The sequence below is a fragment of the Litoribaculum gwangyangense genome, assembly GCF_039543505.1.
Lineage (GTDB): Bacteria > Bacteroidota > Bacteroidia > Flavobacteriales > Flavobacteriaceae > Litoribaculum > Litoribaculum gwangyangense.
In genome coordinates, this window is record NZ_BAABJW010000003.1 from 54,481 (window position 1) to 69,724 (window position 15,244).

General features: G+C 34.4%; 13 protein-coding genes. 10 read left to right on the forward strand and 3 right to left on the reverse strand.

Features of this window, described 5'->3' with window-relative positions:
- Positions 1 to 139: 139 nt before the first annotated feature.
- Positions 140 to 493 carry a 4Fe-4S dicluster domain-containing protein gene (locus tag ABD963_RS09760; RefSeq protein ID WP_345276783.1) on the reverse strand — a complete coding sequence of 118 codons (354 nt, stop codon included), beginning with the start codon at positions 491 to 493 and terminating at the stop codon, positions 140 to 142.
- Between the two features lie 67 nt (positions 494 to 560).
- Between ABD963_RS09760 and ABD963_RS09765 the strand changes: the two genes are divergently transcribed.
- From ABD963_RS09765 to ABD963_RS09800, 8 genes are all read left to right on the forward strand, one after another.
- On the forward strand, positions 561 to 1,619 hold the full coding sequence (locus ABD963_RS09765) for an acyl-CoA reductase (protein WP_345276784.1): 1,059 nt from the start codon (positions 561 to 563) through the stop codon (positions 1,617 to 1,619).
- A gap of 74 nt (positions 1,620 to 1,693) precedes the next feature.
- Complete coding sequence (serC, locus tag ABD963_RS09770; protein WP_345276785.1) at positions 1,694 to 2,758, forward strand: 3-phosphoserine/phosphohydroxythreonine transaminase; 1,065 nt, start codon at positions 1,694 to 1,696, stop codon at positions 2,756 to 2,758.
- A gap of 198 nt (positions 2,759 to 2,956) precedes the next feature.
- Positions 2,957 to 3,907 (forward strand): D-2-hydroxyacid dehydrogenase, encoded by a 951-nt coding sequence (locus tag ABD963_RS09775; protein ID WP_345276786.1) that lies wholly within the window; start codon positions 2,957 to 2,959, stop codon positions 3,905 to 3,907.
- 98 nt (positions 3,908 to 4,005) lie between these two features.
- Positions 4,006 to 4,641: a DUF937 domain-containing protein gene (locus tag ABD963_RS09780; protein ID WP_345276787.1), complete on the forward strand. Its 636-nt coding sequence runs from the start codon at positions 4,006 to 4,008 to the stop codon at positions 4,639 to 4,641.
- Positions 4,642 to 4,840: 199 nt separating this feature from the next.
- Entirely contained in the window at positions 4,841 to 5,278 is a 438-nt protein-coding gene (locus tag ABD963_RS09785) for a DUF6146 family protein (protein WP_345276788.1), read from the forward strand.
- 35 nt (positions 5,279 to 5,313) lie between these two features.
- Complete coding sequence (locus ABD963_RS09790) at positions 5,314 to 5,619, forward strand: DUF6787 family protein (RefSeq protein ID WP_345276789.1); 306 nt, start codon at positions 5,314 to 5,316, stop codon at positions 5,617 to 5,619.
- Between the two features lie 358 nt (positions 5,620 to 5,977).
- On the forward strand, positions 5,978 to 8,377 hold the full coding sequence (locus ABD963_RS09795) for a TonB-dependent receptor (RefSeq protein WP_345276790.1): 2,400 nt from the start codon (positions 5,978 to 5,980) through the stop codon (positions 8,375 to 8,377).
- 19 nt (positions 8,378 to 8,396) lie between these two features.
- Entirely contained in the window at positions 8,397 to 8,963 is a 567-nt protein-coding gene (locus ABD963_RS09800) for a type 1 periplasmic binding fold superfamily protein (protein WP_345276791.1), read from the forward strand.
- A gap of 225 nt (positions 8,964 to 9,188) precedes the next feature.
- On the opposite strand, the gene guaB is transcribed toward ABD963_RS09800, so the two are convergent.
- The gene (guaB, locus tag ABD963_RS09805; RefSeq protein WP_345276792.1) at positions 9,189 to 10,661 is read right to left on the reverse strand and encodes an IMP dehydrogenase; all 1,473 of its coding nucleotides are present in this window, start codon (positions 10,659 to 10,661) and stop codon (positions 9,189 to 9,191) included.
- A 296-nt stretch (positions 10,662 to 10,957) separates the two neighbouring features.
- Here guaB and ABD963_RS09810 point away from each other — a divergent pair, with 296 nt between their 5' ends.
- Positions 10,958 to 13,183, forward strand: a complete 2,226-nt coding sequence (locus ABD963_RS09810) for a TonB-dependent receptor family protein (protein WP_345276793.1) — start codon at positions 10,958 to 10,960, stop codon at positions 13,181 to 13,183.
- Positions 13,184 to 13,239: 56 nt separating this feature from the next.
- Here ABD963_RS09810 and ABD963_RS09815 read toward each other — a convergent pair whose 3' ends face one another.
- Positions 13,240 to 14,103 (reverse strand): hydroxymethylglutaryl-CoA lyase, encoded by an 864-nt coding sequence (locus tag ABD963_RS09815; RefSeq protein WP_345276794.1) that lies wholly within the window; start codon positions 14,101 to 14,103, stop codon positions 13,240 to 13,242.
- Between the two features lie 130 nt (positions 14,104 to 14,233).
- Here ABD963_RS09815 and ABD963_RS09820 point away from each other — a divergent pair, with 130 nt between their 5' ends.
- Positions 14,234 to 15,169, forward strand: a complete 936-nt coding sequence (locus ABD963_RS09820; RefSeq protein WP_345276795.1) for a T9SS type A sorting domain-containing protein — start codon at positions 14,234 to 14,236, stop codon at positions 15,167 to 15,169.
- Positions 15,170 to 15,244 lie beyond the last annotated feature (75 nt).

Here is a 15,244-nt window from a genome sequence, read left to right on the forward strand (position 1 = left end):
TCCGATAAGCGAAGTTAGGAATTTCTTATCAGAAAATAAATACAATAATAGCATTATCAAGCAAAAGATATAAACAAAAAACCCCAAGCATAGCTCAGGGTTTCTTGTTAATTCTCAATTACTAATTGTCAATTTTTCATTACTCTTCAGGGTGCATAAACCGTTGTTTTGCCAACAGCTCTTCTTCGGTTTCTACATGGTTATCGTCAGGCACACAACAATCTACAGGGCATACCGCCGCACATTGTGGCTCATCATGAAAACCTTTACATTCTGTACATTTATCGGGTACAATGTAGTAAACCTCATCACTTATAGGTTCTTGGGCCTCATCGGCATCCACTTCCTCACCATTGGTTAATACCACCTTACCTTTTAAACTGGTGCCGTCTTTATATCTCCAATCGTCGGCACCTTCATAGATGGCGGTGTTTGGGCACTCGGGTTCGCAAGCACCACAATTTATACATTCATCTGTTATTATAATTGCCATAGCGTTTTTTTCTTTCTAACTTTGCAATCGCAAAAATAAAGCCAAAACCATTCATAACCAAATTAGAATGCAATTACAACAAAGAATTAACGCTTTTGTAAAATTAGGAGCGTTTTTAGGGCAATTTTCTAATGTCAATATCCAAAAACACGAGAATATTGAATGCAACGATTTGTTTTTTGATGGCTTTAAACACCAATTAAAACTCGCCGAAGAGCACAACGGTTGGTTTACTCCTGAAAACATGAGGTTTGCACTCCAAGGATGGTCAGAATCGCTCACCAAAGCAAACCTAAACACTTGGTTACAATCGTATAATTTAGAAAATATTCAGCCCAAAAAAGTGGCCATTATCATGGCTGGAAACATTCCTTTGGTGGGTTTTCATGATTTTTTAACAGTGCTTATCACCGGGCATGAGGTTTTGGTAAAACAATCCTCAAACGACAAACATTTACTACCCTATTTAGCCAAATATCTGGAGCATGTAGAACCTAATTTCAAGGGGAAAATAGGCTTTACTGAAGAGAAACTTGAAGACTTTGATGCGGTTATTGCCACAGGAAGTAACAATACCGCACGCTACTTTGAGTACTATTTCAGGGGCAAACCTGCCATTATCAGAAACAACCGAAATTCAGTAGCCGTTTTATCAGGTAATGAAACCCATGAGGAATTAATAAACCTATCGGAAGATATTTTTCGCTATTATGGTTTGGGATGCCGCAACGTATCTAAACTGTTTGTTCCAAAGGGCTATAGCTTTGATACTTTTTTTGAAGCCATGTACCATTGGCATCCCATTATTGAAAAAGCAAAATATGCTAATAACTACGATTATAATAAAGCAGTGTATTTAATGAGTGAGTTCGACATATTGGAAAATGGTTTTTTCATGATAAAAGAAGATGAAAGCTATGCATCGCCCATTGCGACGTTGTTTTATGAATTTTATGACGATAAAAATGAATTAAAAGAAAAGTTAAAAACCGATAAAGAACTAATTCAGTGCATCGTTTCCAATGGTTTTATTGAAAATGAAATTGCTTTTGGAGCGACCCAAAAACCGAAACTTTGGGATTATGCGGATAGTGTTAATTCTGTTGAATTTTTGTTAGCAATTTGATGAAAAAATTATTGAATTTTTAATATGAAATACCTAATTAATTAGCAACTTTACACCTTAAATTTTACTTCGAAATGAAAAAACATAATTTTAGTGCAGGACCTAGTATTTTACCTCAAGAAGTCTTATTAAAAGCATCGGAAGCAGTGATGGATTTCAACAACGGGGGCTTATCGCTCTTGGAAATTTCACATAGAAGCAAGCCCTTTGTGGATGTGATGGAAAAAGCCAGAGCACTCGTTTTAGAACTTTTAGGACTTGAAGGTAAAGGTTATAAAGCACTATTTCTTCAAGGGGGTGCCAGTACCCAATTTTTAATGGTAGCCTTGAACTTACTTGAAAAAAGAGCAGGCTATTTAAACACCGGTACTTGGAGTAAAAAGGCCATAAAAGAAGCAAAATTATTAGATGATATATATGAAGTGGCTTCCTCTGAAGCCGCAAACTTTAATTACATCCCGAAAGGCTATGATATTCCTGAGGACTACGATTATTTTCACTGTACATCAAACAATACCATTTTTGGTACCCAAATAAAATCCTTCCCAAATTCGCCCATACCAATGGTTTGCGATATGAGTAGTGATATATTTTCCCGCGTATTGGATTTTTCAAAATTTGATTTAATCTATGCGGGGGCTCAAAAAAACATGGGGCCTGCAGGAACGACCCTTGTGGTGGTAAGAGAAGATATTCTAGGGAAAGTATCTCGTAAAATCCCTTACATTATGGATTATAAATTGCACATAGAAAATGGCAGTATGTATAACACACCGCCCGTTTTTGCAGTTTACACCTCCATGCTAACTTTGGAATGGATTAAAAATTTAGGTGGTGTAGCTAAAATAGAGGAAATGAACGAGAAAAAAGCACGCTTGATGTATTCCGAGATAGATTTAAACCCATTGTTCAATGGTTTCGCTACCAAAGAAGACCGTTCTATCATGAATGCAACCTTCACACTTAAAAATGAAAATTTAAAAGAAACCTTCGAAACCATGCTTAAGGAAGCTGGTATAAGTGGTTTAAATGGTCATAGAAGCGTGGGTGGTTATAGAGCATCCATGTACAATGCCTTACCTATTGAAAGCGTTAAAGCCTTGGTTGAAGTGATGAGCGAATTGGAAAGTAAAGCATAAATCAAATCGTCATTCCGAACAAAGTAAAGGAACCTTATTAAATAGATTGCCACAACTTTTTCAAAGTTTCGTAATGACAAAACAAATAAAAAATTAACTTAAAGTTGGATTATTAAAGTTCTAAGAACTTTTAACTTTTAACTTTTAACTTTTAACTTTTAACTTTTAACTTTTAACTTTTAACTTTTAACTTAAACAATGAAAGTATTAGCAAATGATGGTATTTCAAAAAGCGGTATAGAGGCTTTAGAAAAAGGCGGATATGAAGTTATAACAACAACCGTAGCACAAGAACAATTAATAAATTATATAAACGAAAAAGACATTGCGGTTTTATTGGTTCGTAGTGCAACAACCGTTCGTAAAGATTTAATCGACGCCTGCCCAGGATTAAAAATTATTGGTCGTGGGGGTGTTGGCATGGATAATATTGATGTGGATTATGCCAAATCAAAAGGCATACATGTCATTAATACACCAGCGGCATCATCACACTCAGTGGCCGAATTGGTTTTTGGTCATTTTTATGGATTAGCACGTTTTTTACACAATTCCAACAGAGATATGCCATTAGAGGGCGACACTAATTTTGGGAAATTAAAAAAAGCGTATGCAAAAGGTGTTGAATTAAAAGGAAAAACACTTGGCGTATTAGGTTTTGGTCGCATTGGTCAAGCTACTGCTAAAGTAGCTTTGGGTGCGGGTATGAAAGTTATTGCTTTTGACCCTTTTTTAGATGAAGTTAATTTGGAGTTAGACTTTTTTGATGGTCAAAAAGTAAACTTCAATATCAAAACCATTTCTAAAGAAGACGTTTTAAAACAGGCTGACTTTATTACATTGCACGTTCCTGCTCAAAAAGACTATGTTATTGATGAAGCTGAATTCAAAATGATGAAAGATGGTGTTATTTTGGCTAATGCAGCTCGGGGTGGCGTAGTTAATGAAGTTGCACTTGTAAAAGCCATTGAAAGCGGTAAAGTAGCTGGTGCCGCATTGGATGTTTTTGAAAAAGAACCCAAACCAGAAATGCAACTTTTAATGAATTCTGCATTATCCTTAACACCACATACCGGTGCAGCCACCAATGAAGCTCAAGACAGGATTGGAACTGAATTGGCGTCACAAATCATCAGTATTTTAGGATAAGTATTTAAAATCAATAATTTACAAGAAATCCTAACAAAATTGTTGGGATTTTTTCTTACATTGAAATTCATTTTTTAAAAAATTAAAACAACATAATCATGTCTGGAATTTTAGATTTATTAAACAGCGATTTAGGAAAAACCATCATTAACGGGGTTTCTAATCAAACCAAACAACCACAAAACAAAACACAGGACGTTCTAACTATGGCTTTACCCGTTTTGATGCAAGCTATGAAACGTAACGCGGCCACCCCGCAAGGTGCTGAGGGCTTAATGAGTGCTTTAAGCAACAAACACGATGGAAGCATCCTTGATGATTTAGGAGGTTTATTTGGTGGTGGTGTAGATTCTAATGTTTTGGAAGATGGCAGTAAAATATTGGGGCATGTGCTGGCAGGAAAACAAAGTCAAGTTGAAAATACTTTGGGCGCCAAAGCGGGAATGGATGCAGATTCGGTAGCTCAAATTTTAAAAGTTGCCGCTCCTATATTAATGGGTATCTTAGGTAAACAAACCAGACAACAAAATGTAAGTAACCCAAGCGGAATTGAAAGCCTATTAGGAGGTTTGATAGGAGGAAGTTCACCAAAAAATGAACAAAGCTTTTTAGAATCAATTTTAGATGCCGATGGTGATGGCAGCGTTATTGATGATGTAGCTGGCATGGTATTAGGCGGAAATAAAAAGAAAGGCGGACTTGGTGGTTTACTTGGAGGCCTTTTTGGCAAATAAATTACACATATATCATATACATTAAAAAGGCTAAACGTTGTTTAGCCTTTTTTGTTAAAGATTCTTAAAAAGAATTTACTAAGCATTGGTTTTTGTAACTTTAAGTATACGTTAGCTCTTTGAAAAACAAGGTTAACTCATTATCTATTTTAAAAGATTTTTTAAACTACACTTTTGAAACATATATAAATTCAAAGAGATGAAAAATATTATACACCTGTTATTCATAACAATTTTGGCTTTTAATTGTAATACCTCAAGAACCGCTCCTTCACCAAAGGATGAACGTTTAGAAAACATTAAAGAAAATGATACAGTTACAATAGCCAATGAGGACTTAGAGTATGAAATCATCATCATAGAACCTGGTTTCAACTTCTGGTTACAAAGTACTGCAAGACCAGAGGGCTACTACTCACAAAATTACCTAGAAACAAGAAATTACCAGTACGTAATTGAATGGAACCAACGTGTGCTTCAACCTCAACGCTACAACCAAAACTTATATGAATTACAAATTGACTATCAACCTAATATTGATTATGGCTATGAAGTAAATTATAAGCTATTCAATTATTTTATTTACTTCCAACTAAAATACAATCAAAGGTTAGGCCCTTGGGTACCTCGAATTTAAAATTGTTTTCCTTATTTTTGCATAAAATTTTATTTTTGGAAAAATTAAAAGAACGTTGGGGTATAGAAAACAATTGGCAAATTGTTGTCATTTTAATAGTTTTTGCCATCACAGGTTCCACGGCATCTTATATAGGAAAGCCCATTTTGAGTTATTTAAATATAACAAAAGAGAGTTTTGGCACATTTATTTATTGGTTCATTCGTATTATTCTGTTATTTACTATGTACCAATTCCTCTTAGTATTTTTTGGCTGGCTTTTAGGACAGCATAAATTTTTCTGGAATTTTGAAAAAAAGATGTTAGCTAGATTAGGTTTTAAACGTTATTTGGACAATTGATTAAAATCAAGGAACATATCGCATTTAAAATTACAACTCTTTTTTTAGTTGCCTCGCTTTTGGTTCCAACGGCCATCAAGTTTACCCACATATTTTCTCACCATCAGCACCAAGTTTGTAAAAGTGGCCATACAACACACATTCATAAAGTGGATTTAGATTGTGAGTTCCATAAATTTCAACTTAACAATCATTACTTTTTTCACTTTAGCAGTTGCCAATTTATTCCTCCATTAGTATTTAATAAAAAAACCTTTTTAACATACAAGTATTTTCATAATCATCGGCAATTATCGTTTTCGCTTCGAGGTCCACCAATTTTAGTTTAATATCATATTTTAAACTAAAATTCTTTACTATGAAATACTATGTATTGATTATAACTTGTTGTTTATTACAGCTAGTTAATAGTCAAAATTGCAATTCTAAATTTTTTGGAGAAGTTCATGATTTTCATGATGGCACACCCATAATAGCGGCCGCCATTTACCTTGAAAATCTTGATAAATATACCACTACAGATATCAATGGAAAATTTTCTATTGATAATATCTGTGATGGTAAATTAACCATTGTTGTCTCCCATTTGGGATGTGAAACCAAACGTTTGGATGTATTAATAAATGGGGACACTTTTCTTGAAATTAATTTAGAACATCATATTGAGGAACTCCATGAAGTTAAAGTTGAAGGAACTTCCAGTTATAAATTAACCAAAACATCTCAGGAATCACTTCTTAAAAGTCAAGCTATTGAGCGCTATAGTGCCTATAGCCTTGGAGATGCTTTAAAGCAAATTAGTGGTGTATCATCTATCAATACTGGGAACTCCATAGTTAAGCCTGTAATTAATGGTTTGCATAGTAGTAGAATTGTAGTAATGACCAATGGGGTTCGTTTACAGGACCAAGAATGGGGTATTGAACACGCTCCAAATATTGACTTGAATGCAGCAGGAAGCATCAACGTTATTAAAGGGGCTAACGCCTTGGCTTTTGGCGGCGATGCTATGGGAGGTGTTATTGTATTAAAACCATCTAGTATTAGTTTAAATGACTCGCTTTACGGAAAGACAATTATTAGTGGTCAAAACAATGGTAGAGGTTATAGTTTGAATTCATCTTTAACCAAAACCTACCAAGAAGGTTGGTATGTTGGCGCACAAGTATCCAGAAAACGTTTTGGTGATTTCGAAACATCAAATTACAATTTAACCAATACTGGATTGAGCTCTCTAGGCTTCTCTATGAATGCTGGATTTAAAAAATTTGAACAAGGTTTTAACGTTTATTACAGCTATTTAAATAATGAGATTGCCATTTTAAGGTCGTCTCACATTGGAAATATTGAGGATTTAGTAAACGCCATCAACAGCCAACAACCTTTGGTCGTTGAGGATTTTAGTTACGATATCAACTCACCACGCCAAGATGTAACGCATCAAATTGTAAAAGCAGAATTTTACAAGCGTTATAAAAAGTTTGGACGTGTTGACGTTCAATATGATTTTCAAAATAATCAACGTTTTGAATACGATGTTCGTGTTGGCAATGACAGAAATAAAGCGGCTATAGACCTTACTTTAAAAACGCATTCTATTAGAACAAGTGTAAAACTAGATTCAAAAAGTAACACTACCTATGAATTTGGAGTTAATGCTGCTTATCAAAATAATTTTGCAAATCCCGATACCGGTGTACGACGCTTAATACCTGATTACGACAAATATGATTTAGGTGTTTTTGCCATTTCGGGGTTGAGATTAAATGAAAAAATCAATTTAGATTTTGGCTTCCGTTATGATTTTAATCGTATTGATGCAAAAAAATTCTATCAAACCAGTCGTTGGCTGGAACGTGTTTATGATGAAGACTTTGGAAATCTGGTGATTGAAGATTTGGGTTCCCAGTTACTTACGAATCCTGTTTTTGATTATCACAACATGTCTGGCTCTGCTGGAATTTCCTTTAAAACAGATGACCATAACTCTTTCATCTTTAATTATGGATTATCTAATAGAGCACCAAATCCTTCTGAATTATTTAGTGATGGGTTACATCATTCTGCAGCAAGAATTGAATTGGGTAATTTACGTATTCAAAAAGAAACGTCGAATAGAGTTTCTGGAACGCATCAATACAAAAAAGGACCTTTTTCAATAAATCTTGAAGCCTTTTACAATCATATCAACAACTATATTTTAATTGAACCAATAGGCACCGAACAAACCATTCGGGGTGCTTTTCCGGTATGGATTAATAAGCAAACCAATGCAGCCTTGTTTGGAATAGATATCACAGCCAATTATAAAATTAATGAGCAATGGTCATTTAATAACAAATCATCCTTTATAAAAGGTAGAGATATCAGCAGAGAACAAGCTTTAATCGATATCCCATCATTCAAAACAGTTAATATTTTAGGATATGCAAATAAAAAATGGTTAAACTTTAATTCGGAATTGCAAAGCGAATTGGTATTAAGACAAAACGATTTTCCAAACAACAACTTTGAAGTGTTTATACCAAGAACGCAAGAAATGGTATTAGTGGATGTGAGTTCACCGCCACCAGCGTATCATCTTTTACATTTTCAAAGTGATATTACCATTGATTTATCAAACAAAACAAACCTAAATATAGGTTTAAACATAACTAATATTTTAAATGTTTCTTACAGAGAATATCTAAACAGACTACGTTATTTTGCCGATGACCTAGGAAGAAATTTGATGTTACAATTAAAATTAAATTATTAACGTATTTAAAAAAATAACAATGAAAACAATCAAAAAATTATCAATCTTATTTTTATCAACCCTTGTATTTTTAGGATGCTCCAACGATGACATTCCAATCCCTGTAAATGAAGAAGAGGTTATTACTACTTTAACAGCTGTTTTAACCCCTGTTGGAGGAGGCACAGCCGTAACTCTCCAAACCAGAGATTTAGATGGTGATGGTCCGAATGCACCTACCATAACAGTATCAGGTCCTTTGGCTGTTAATACAGTTTATAACGGAAACTTAACGCTGTTAAATGAAACAGAATCTCCAGCAGAACTTAAAAATACAGAAATTGAGGAGGAAAGTAATGAACATCAATTTTTCTTTGAAGTCACAAATAATATAGGAAGTTTTGCCTATAGGGATACCGATGGAAATGGAAATCCGTTAGGATTGGAATTTACATTTACCACCACAGCTAATACTGGCTCAGGCAATATGACCATTACTCTGCGACATGAACCAAATAAAACTGCTGCTGGTGTAGCTGAAGGTGATATTACAAATGCAGGGGGTGAAACTGATATTGAAGGGACTTTTTCTGTTACCGTTCAATAATTTTTTTCAAATAATACCCTTTCATTAACTTGAAAGGGTATTATTTTATGATATAAAAAATGAAGGGATATTATTCATAAAAATGAAATCAAACTGAAAAAAAAACGATCTCAATCATTTATATGATTTAAAATTAGATGAACCTTAAAGCATTTTGGTTTTCATGCAGTTATAAGAGAAAAAACTTCTAGACTATGAAATCCTTTTTTTAATCTAAATATACTTCTACCTTGAATAATTAGGCGATTCATTAGTAATCGTAACATCATGAGGATGACTTTCGTTTATGCCACTGGCTGTAATTTTAACGAATTGCCCAATTTCCTTTAGATTAGCAATATCTTTGGCACCACAATAGCCCATTCCTGCACGTAAACCGCCAATGAATTGATGGATACTTTCGTATAAATCACCTTTATATGGCACACGACCTACAATGCCTTCAGGAACCAGTTTTTTAATATCGTCTTCAACATCTTGAAAATAACGATCTTTACTTCCTTCTTTCATAGCTTCCACAGATCCCATTCCACGATAAGATTTAAACTTTCGGCCTTCATAAATAATGGTTTCACCTGGAGATTCTTTAGTACCCGCTAACAATGAACCTAACATAACCGTATCTGCACCAGCGGCAATGGCCTTAGGTATATCACCTGTATAACGAATACCTCCATCGGCAATTACTGGAACACCAGAACCTTTAATGGCTGCAGCTACTTCTAAAACTGCAGAAAACTGAGGAAAACCAACACCCGCCACCACGCGTGTAGTACAAATAGAGCCAGGACCTATACCTACCTTAACCGCATCAGCACCTGCCTCAACTAAGTATTTAGCTGCAGCACCAGTAGCAATATTACCCACCACAACTTCCAATTTTGGAAACTTTGCTTTTATATCTTTCAATACAGAAACTACACCCTTGGTATGTCCATGGGCGGTATCAATTACCACGGCATCAACGCCCGCATTTACGAGTGCTTCGGCCCTATCAATGGCATCAGCAGTTACCCCAATGGCTGCCGCCACACGTAAACGCCCATAAGCATCTTTGTTAGCATTAGGCTTCAGTTTTAATTTGGTAATATCACGGAACGTAATTAATCCTGATAATTTATAGTTGTCATCAACAATCAGTAATTTTTCAATTTTATGTTCTTGCAAAATACTTTCAGCATCTTGTAAAGAGGTTCCAACCGCTGCAGTGACTAAATTCTCACTGGTCATAACTTCTGTAATGGAACGTTTGTTATCATGCTCAAAACGTAAATCTCGATTGGTTACAATCCCTTTCAAAGTACCTGTTTCATCAACAATGGGAATACCTCCAATACTATGCTCTGCCATGGCCCGTTTAGCATCTTTAACTTTAGCATCTAGAGACAAGATTACAGGGTCTATGATCATACCGCTCTCAGCACGCTTTACACGTCTCACTTTCAAGGCTTGTGCTTCAATCGTCATGTTTTTATGTAAGACCCCTATACCGCCTTCTTGAGCCATAGCTATAGCCATTTTACTTTCGGTAACGGTATCCATAGCTGCCGAAATAATAGGCACATTGATGGTAATATTTCTTGTAAATTTCGTTTGAATATTGACTTCGCGAGGAAGAACCTCAGAAAATGCCGGAACTAGAAGAACATCGTCGTAGGTTAAACCCTCTCCTAGAATTTTATTTTGATGTGCGATCATGATGCAATTACAGTTATAATTGCGTGCAAATATACAACTAAAATCTAAGTTTTAGTGCTATTATTTAGAACATATATGAGATACCCTAATTATATGATTTGAAAATTCAACATCTGAGGAGGTCACAAAATTTTTAAACTAGATTATTTGTTAAAAAAAATATTGTTTCGAAAATGTTGAATATCAATTTATTGTAAATTTTATTTTTATTTATTCTAAATAAACTTTGTAAAAAGTAAAATTCATCCCTAAATTTGCACCCGTAAAATTAACTATTTTTAATCAGTCTAAATAAAATGAAAACCAGAATCTCCTTATTTTTCCTACTGATATTAGGAATTTCTAATGCCCAAGAAACAAAAAAAGAAACTAAAAACGATTCCATTACAAAACTTGACCAGGTTTTAATAAATGCACAAGTCATATTTGGGAGTAAATATGAAGCAAAAAATAGAACTGGGTCTTCTTACTACATTTCACCTAAAGAATTAGAGAAATTCAATTATACAGATATCAACAGGGTTTTAAGAACTGTTCCTGGTGTTAACATCTATGAAGAAGATGGTTTTGGACTACGTCCAAATATAAGTTTAAGAGGTACTTCACCTGAACGTAGTGCTAAAATATCCATCATGGAAGATGGCGTACTAATCGCGCCCGCACCTTATAGTTCTCCTGCTGCCTATTATTTCCCATCCATAGCTAGAATGCAAGCCGTTGAGGTTTTAAAAGGTAGTAGTCAAATACAGTATGGTCCGTTTACCACAGGTGGTGCCATAAACTTAGTTAGTACCCAGATACCGGATTCATTCAAAGGTGCCCTTAGAAGCAGCTATGGTAGCTTCAATACAGGGCAAACACATATTAAAATTGGAGATAGCAAAGAAACTTTTGGATATCTTGTAGAGTATTTAAATATGAATTCTGATGGTTTTAAAAATTTAGCAGATGGTAGCAATACAGGTTTTGATAAAAATGATTTTGTAGCTAAATTTAGAATTAACTCTAGTGCAAATGCGGCAATCAAACAAGCGTTATCGCTCAAATTTCAATATTCTGATGAAGTTTCTAACGAAACTTATTTAGGTCTTACCCAAAATGATTTTGAAGCCAATCCTTTCAACAGGTATGCCAGTTCCCAGGAAGATAAAATGACCAATGATCACATTCAATTTATGGCAACCCACAAATTGGAATTCAACAGTCAATTTCAAATTACAACGAACGCCTATTATAATGGTTTTTCTAGAAATTGGTATAAATTAAATGACATTGTTTTCAACGGTAATAAAGTAGGTATTGCCTCCATAGTTGACACTCCTGATAATTATTTAGATTACATGAGTATTGTTAACGGCTCCACTAATTCTGGTAATGATGCCCTTTTAGTGAAAGCAAACAACCGAGATTACGTTTCAAAAGGTATCCAAACTAAATTTGATTATCATTGGTCTGGAACTAATATTTTTCATGATATAGAAATAGGATTACGTTATCATTATGATGAAGAGGATCGCTATCAGTGGGTTGATGGATACAACATAATTGATGGTGTGATGAACTTAACATCCAATGGAACGAGAGGTGGTGATGCCAATAGAATAAGTAGTGCAAAGGCTTTTGCAGGTTCTTTTTTATATAAATTAACATACAACAATTTAACCGTTACCCCCGGAATTCGTTATGAAAACATTACGCTTTCTAGAGATAATTTTGGAACTAACGATCCAAGTAGAAGTGGAAATAATCTTTCGTCCAGAGAAAATAGTGTAGATATTTTTATCCCTGGAATAGGCTTTAATTACAAATTAAATTCAAATACATCTATTTATGGTGGAGTTCATAAAGGTTTTTCTCCTCCAGGAAATGAGCCAGGTCAAAAAGCAGAAGAGAGCATCAATTATGAACTAGGTTCCAGGTTTAACTTAAAAGGGCTTAGAGGTGAGTTCGTAGCATTTTACAATGATTACAGCAATCTGTTAGGAAGTGATTTAGCAGCTACAGGCGGCACTGGATCTTTAGATCAATTTAATGCAGGAGAAGTATCTGTAAAAGGTATTGAGCTGCTTTTAAATTATGATCTGCTTGAAAATAACAGTAAATTTTCATTACCTATAACCTTTGGTTACACCTTTACGGATACTGAATTTTTAAACAACTTTGGAAGTAGCGATGATTTGTGGGGTGAGGTAACTGCTGGTGATGAATTACCATATATTGCAAAACATCAGTTCAATACATCCATTTCATTAGAACATTCTAAATTTGAACTAAACCTGAATGGGAGGTATAACGGGGCTTTTAGAACCCTAGCTGGAACGGAAACCATAACCGATTTAAATGGAGTAACATCTAACTTTATTATAGATTTCGCTGGAAAATACCATGTAAATAAAAATTTTAGTCTTACAGGAAATGTCATCAATCTTTTAGATGAAACTTATGCTGTATCAAGAGTTCCTGCAGGACTGAGACCTGGCCATCCATTTGGTGCCTATGCAGGTTTAGAGTTAAGATTTTAGGAATATTTAAACCCTTAAAATAAAGAGTCACTAATTAAAATGGTGACTCTTTATTATTAATGATATTTATTAAAAATCTTGGAAGCCTCATTATGGGCACTTTCAAAACTTAAGGCATTCAAATTATTTTTGCCCTTAGAAGTAAAGTATGAAAGTAACTTTTCTGTTGGCATATTGCCTGTGAGTTCATCTTTTGCCATAGGGCAACCACCAAAACCTTGAATGGCACCATCAAAGCGATTACAACCCGCTTTGTAGGCTGCATCTACTTTTTCGAACCAAGTACTTGGTGTAGTGTGCAAATGAGCACCAAATTCAATCTTTGGATATTTAGGAATTAAATTTGAAAACAAGTAATCTATGTTTTGTGGGTTCGATGTACCAACTGTATCACTTAAAGACAATATTTTAACCCCCATACTAGCCAATTTTTCAGTCCACTCACCTACTATATCAACATTCCATGGGTCTCCATAAGGATTTCCAAATCCCATAGAAATATAAACCACCACTTCCTTATTTGATGTATTGGCTATTTCCAAAATCTCAGAAAGTGTATCAACAGATTGGGCAATAGTTTTGTGTGTATTACGCATTTGGAAGTTCTCCGATATGGAAAACGGATATCCCAAATAGTTGATTTCTCCATATTGGGATGCATCCTCAGCACCTCGCACATTGGCAATTATGGCTAAGAGCTTACTAGATGTTTTGGTTAAATCTAGTCTTGATAATACCTCAGCAGTATCCACCATTTGTGGTATCGCCTTCGGAGATACAAAGCTCCCAAAATCTATGGTATCAAATCCTACTCGCAATAGCGATTGAATGTATTGAACCTTTTGCTCTGTTGGGATAAACTGTTTAATTCCCTGCATGGCATCGCGCGGACATTCGATAATTTTTATATCTTCAGACATGAATAAAAATTAGGACGATAAAAATACCACTAATTTAATTAAGCTGATAATACTCGATGGAAGTTTTAACATTTAACCTGTAAGGATTTGTTAACTAATGCGGCAGAATACTTGTACTTAATAATTTAACATGAAAAAAATTATTTTATCAATTACTATAAGCTTGTTTTTCTGCGCGATTTCATTTTCCCAAAGTTCTGCAAATTATGATATTTCCTTAACTACCATTTGGAATCCTACAGACCATACATCTGTTCCAAATGGTGCTCACTGGTCTCCTTTAGCTGGGGCAACTCATAAAAATATTAACGATATATTGGAATTTGGAGTTATAGCTCCTATCTCCAATGGCATTAAAAATATTGCTGAAACTGGAAATACCTCAAACTTTATGAATGAAATAAATTCTGCCATCAATGCGGGTAAGGCCAATCAGTATTTACAACAAGATTTTTCTCCTTTTGCTGGAAACAATAGTAATGCCTCCATCAATAGTGTAACTGTGAGCGAAGATTTTCCTCTTATAACATTAGTCTCTATGGTGGCTCCAAGTCCTGATTGGTTTATCGCCATAAACAGTTTAAACTTAAGATCGGGGAATGATTTGGTTAATAATGGCTGGAAAGATACTTTCACACTAGATGTTTACGCCTATGATGCTGGAACGGATAGTGGTGTAGACTATAATTCTCCAAATTCTGTAACGAATCCGAGAGAAGCTATAACCATGATTTCAGGTTTCCCAGTAAATGGGAATAAAATGGCTACCATTACTTTTACTTTGAATTCTTCAACTTTAAACAATAATAATATTGAAACTATTGAAAACGTTAAAATTTATCCTAACCCAACAAATGGTCATGTTACCATTTATAATCTTTTAAATATTGAATTAAGTAGTATTGAAGTTTATACAATTTTAGGAAAAAGGGTAAAAGAAATTAATGTCAAAAGCAAATTATCTTTCATAGAAATGGATTTAATCGACTTAAATAAAGGGGTTTATTTACTAAATTTAAAAGTTAATAAGGAGAGAAAGAAAATTGAGAAAATAGTAATTTATTAATTCAAAAATTACATTTTTTCACATTAATCGATTTTTTTCAGCCTTTAACGTTTTTTTTCTTTGAGGAGAGCCTTT

What these genes read in the sequence shown, in the direction of transcription:
- ABD963_RS09760 (WP_345276783.1), bottom strand. Translation starts at nt 493, where the DNA reads ATGGCAATTATAATAACAGATGAATGTATAAATTGTGGTGCTTGCGAA.
- ABD963_RS09810 (WP_345276793.1), top strand. Translation starts at nt 10,958, where the DNA reads ATGAAAACCAGAATCTCCTTATTTTTCCTACTGATATTAGGAATTTCT.
- guaB (WP_345276792.1), bottom strand. Translation starts at nt 10,661, where the DNA reads ATGATCGCACATCAAAATAAAATTCTAGGAGAGGGTTTAACCTACGAC.
- ABD963_RS09795 (WP_345276790.1), top strand. Translation starts at nt 5,978, where the DNA reads ATGAAATACTATGTATTGATTATAACTTGTTGTTTATTACAGCTAGTT.
- ABD963_RS09780 (WP_345276787.1), top strand. Translation starts at nt 4,006, where the DNA reads ATGTCTGGAATTTTAGATTTATTAAACAGCGATTTAGGAAAAACCATC.
- ABD963_RS09820 (WP_345276795.1), top strand. Translation starts at nt 14,234, where the DNA reads ATGAAAAAAATTATTTTATCAATTACTATAAGCTTGTTTTTCTGCGCG.
- ABD963_RS09785 (WP_345276788.1), top strand. Translation starts at nt 4,841, where the DNA reads ATGAAAAATATTATACACCTGTTATTCATAACAATTTTGGCTTTTAAT.
- ABD963_RS09775 (WP_345276786.1), top strand. Translation starts at nt 2,957, where the DNA reads ATGAAAGTATTAGCAAATGATGGTATTTCAAAAAGCGGTATAGAGGCT.
- ABD963_RS09765 (WP_345276784.1), top strand. Translation starts at nt 561, where the DNA reads ATGCAATTACAACAAAGAATTAACGCTTTTGTAAAATTAGGAGCGTTT.
- ABD963_RS09815 (WP_345276794.1), bottom strand. Translation starts at nt 14,103, where the DNA reads ATGTCTGAAGATATAAAAATTATCGAATGTCCGCGCGATGCCATGCAG.
- ABD963_RS09800 (WP_345276791.1), top strand. Translation starts at nt 8,397, where the DNA reads ATGAAAACAATCAAAAAATTATCAATCTTATTTTTATCAACCCTTGTA.
- serC (WP_345276785.1), top strand. Translation starts at nt 1,694, where the DNA reads ATGAAAAAACATAATTTTAGTGCAGGACCTAGTATTTTACCTCAAGAA.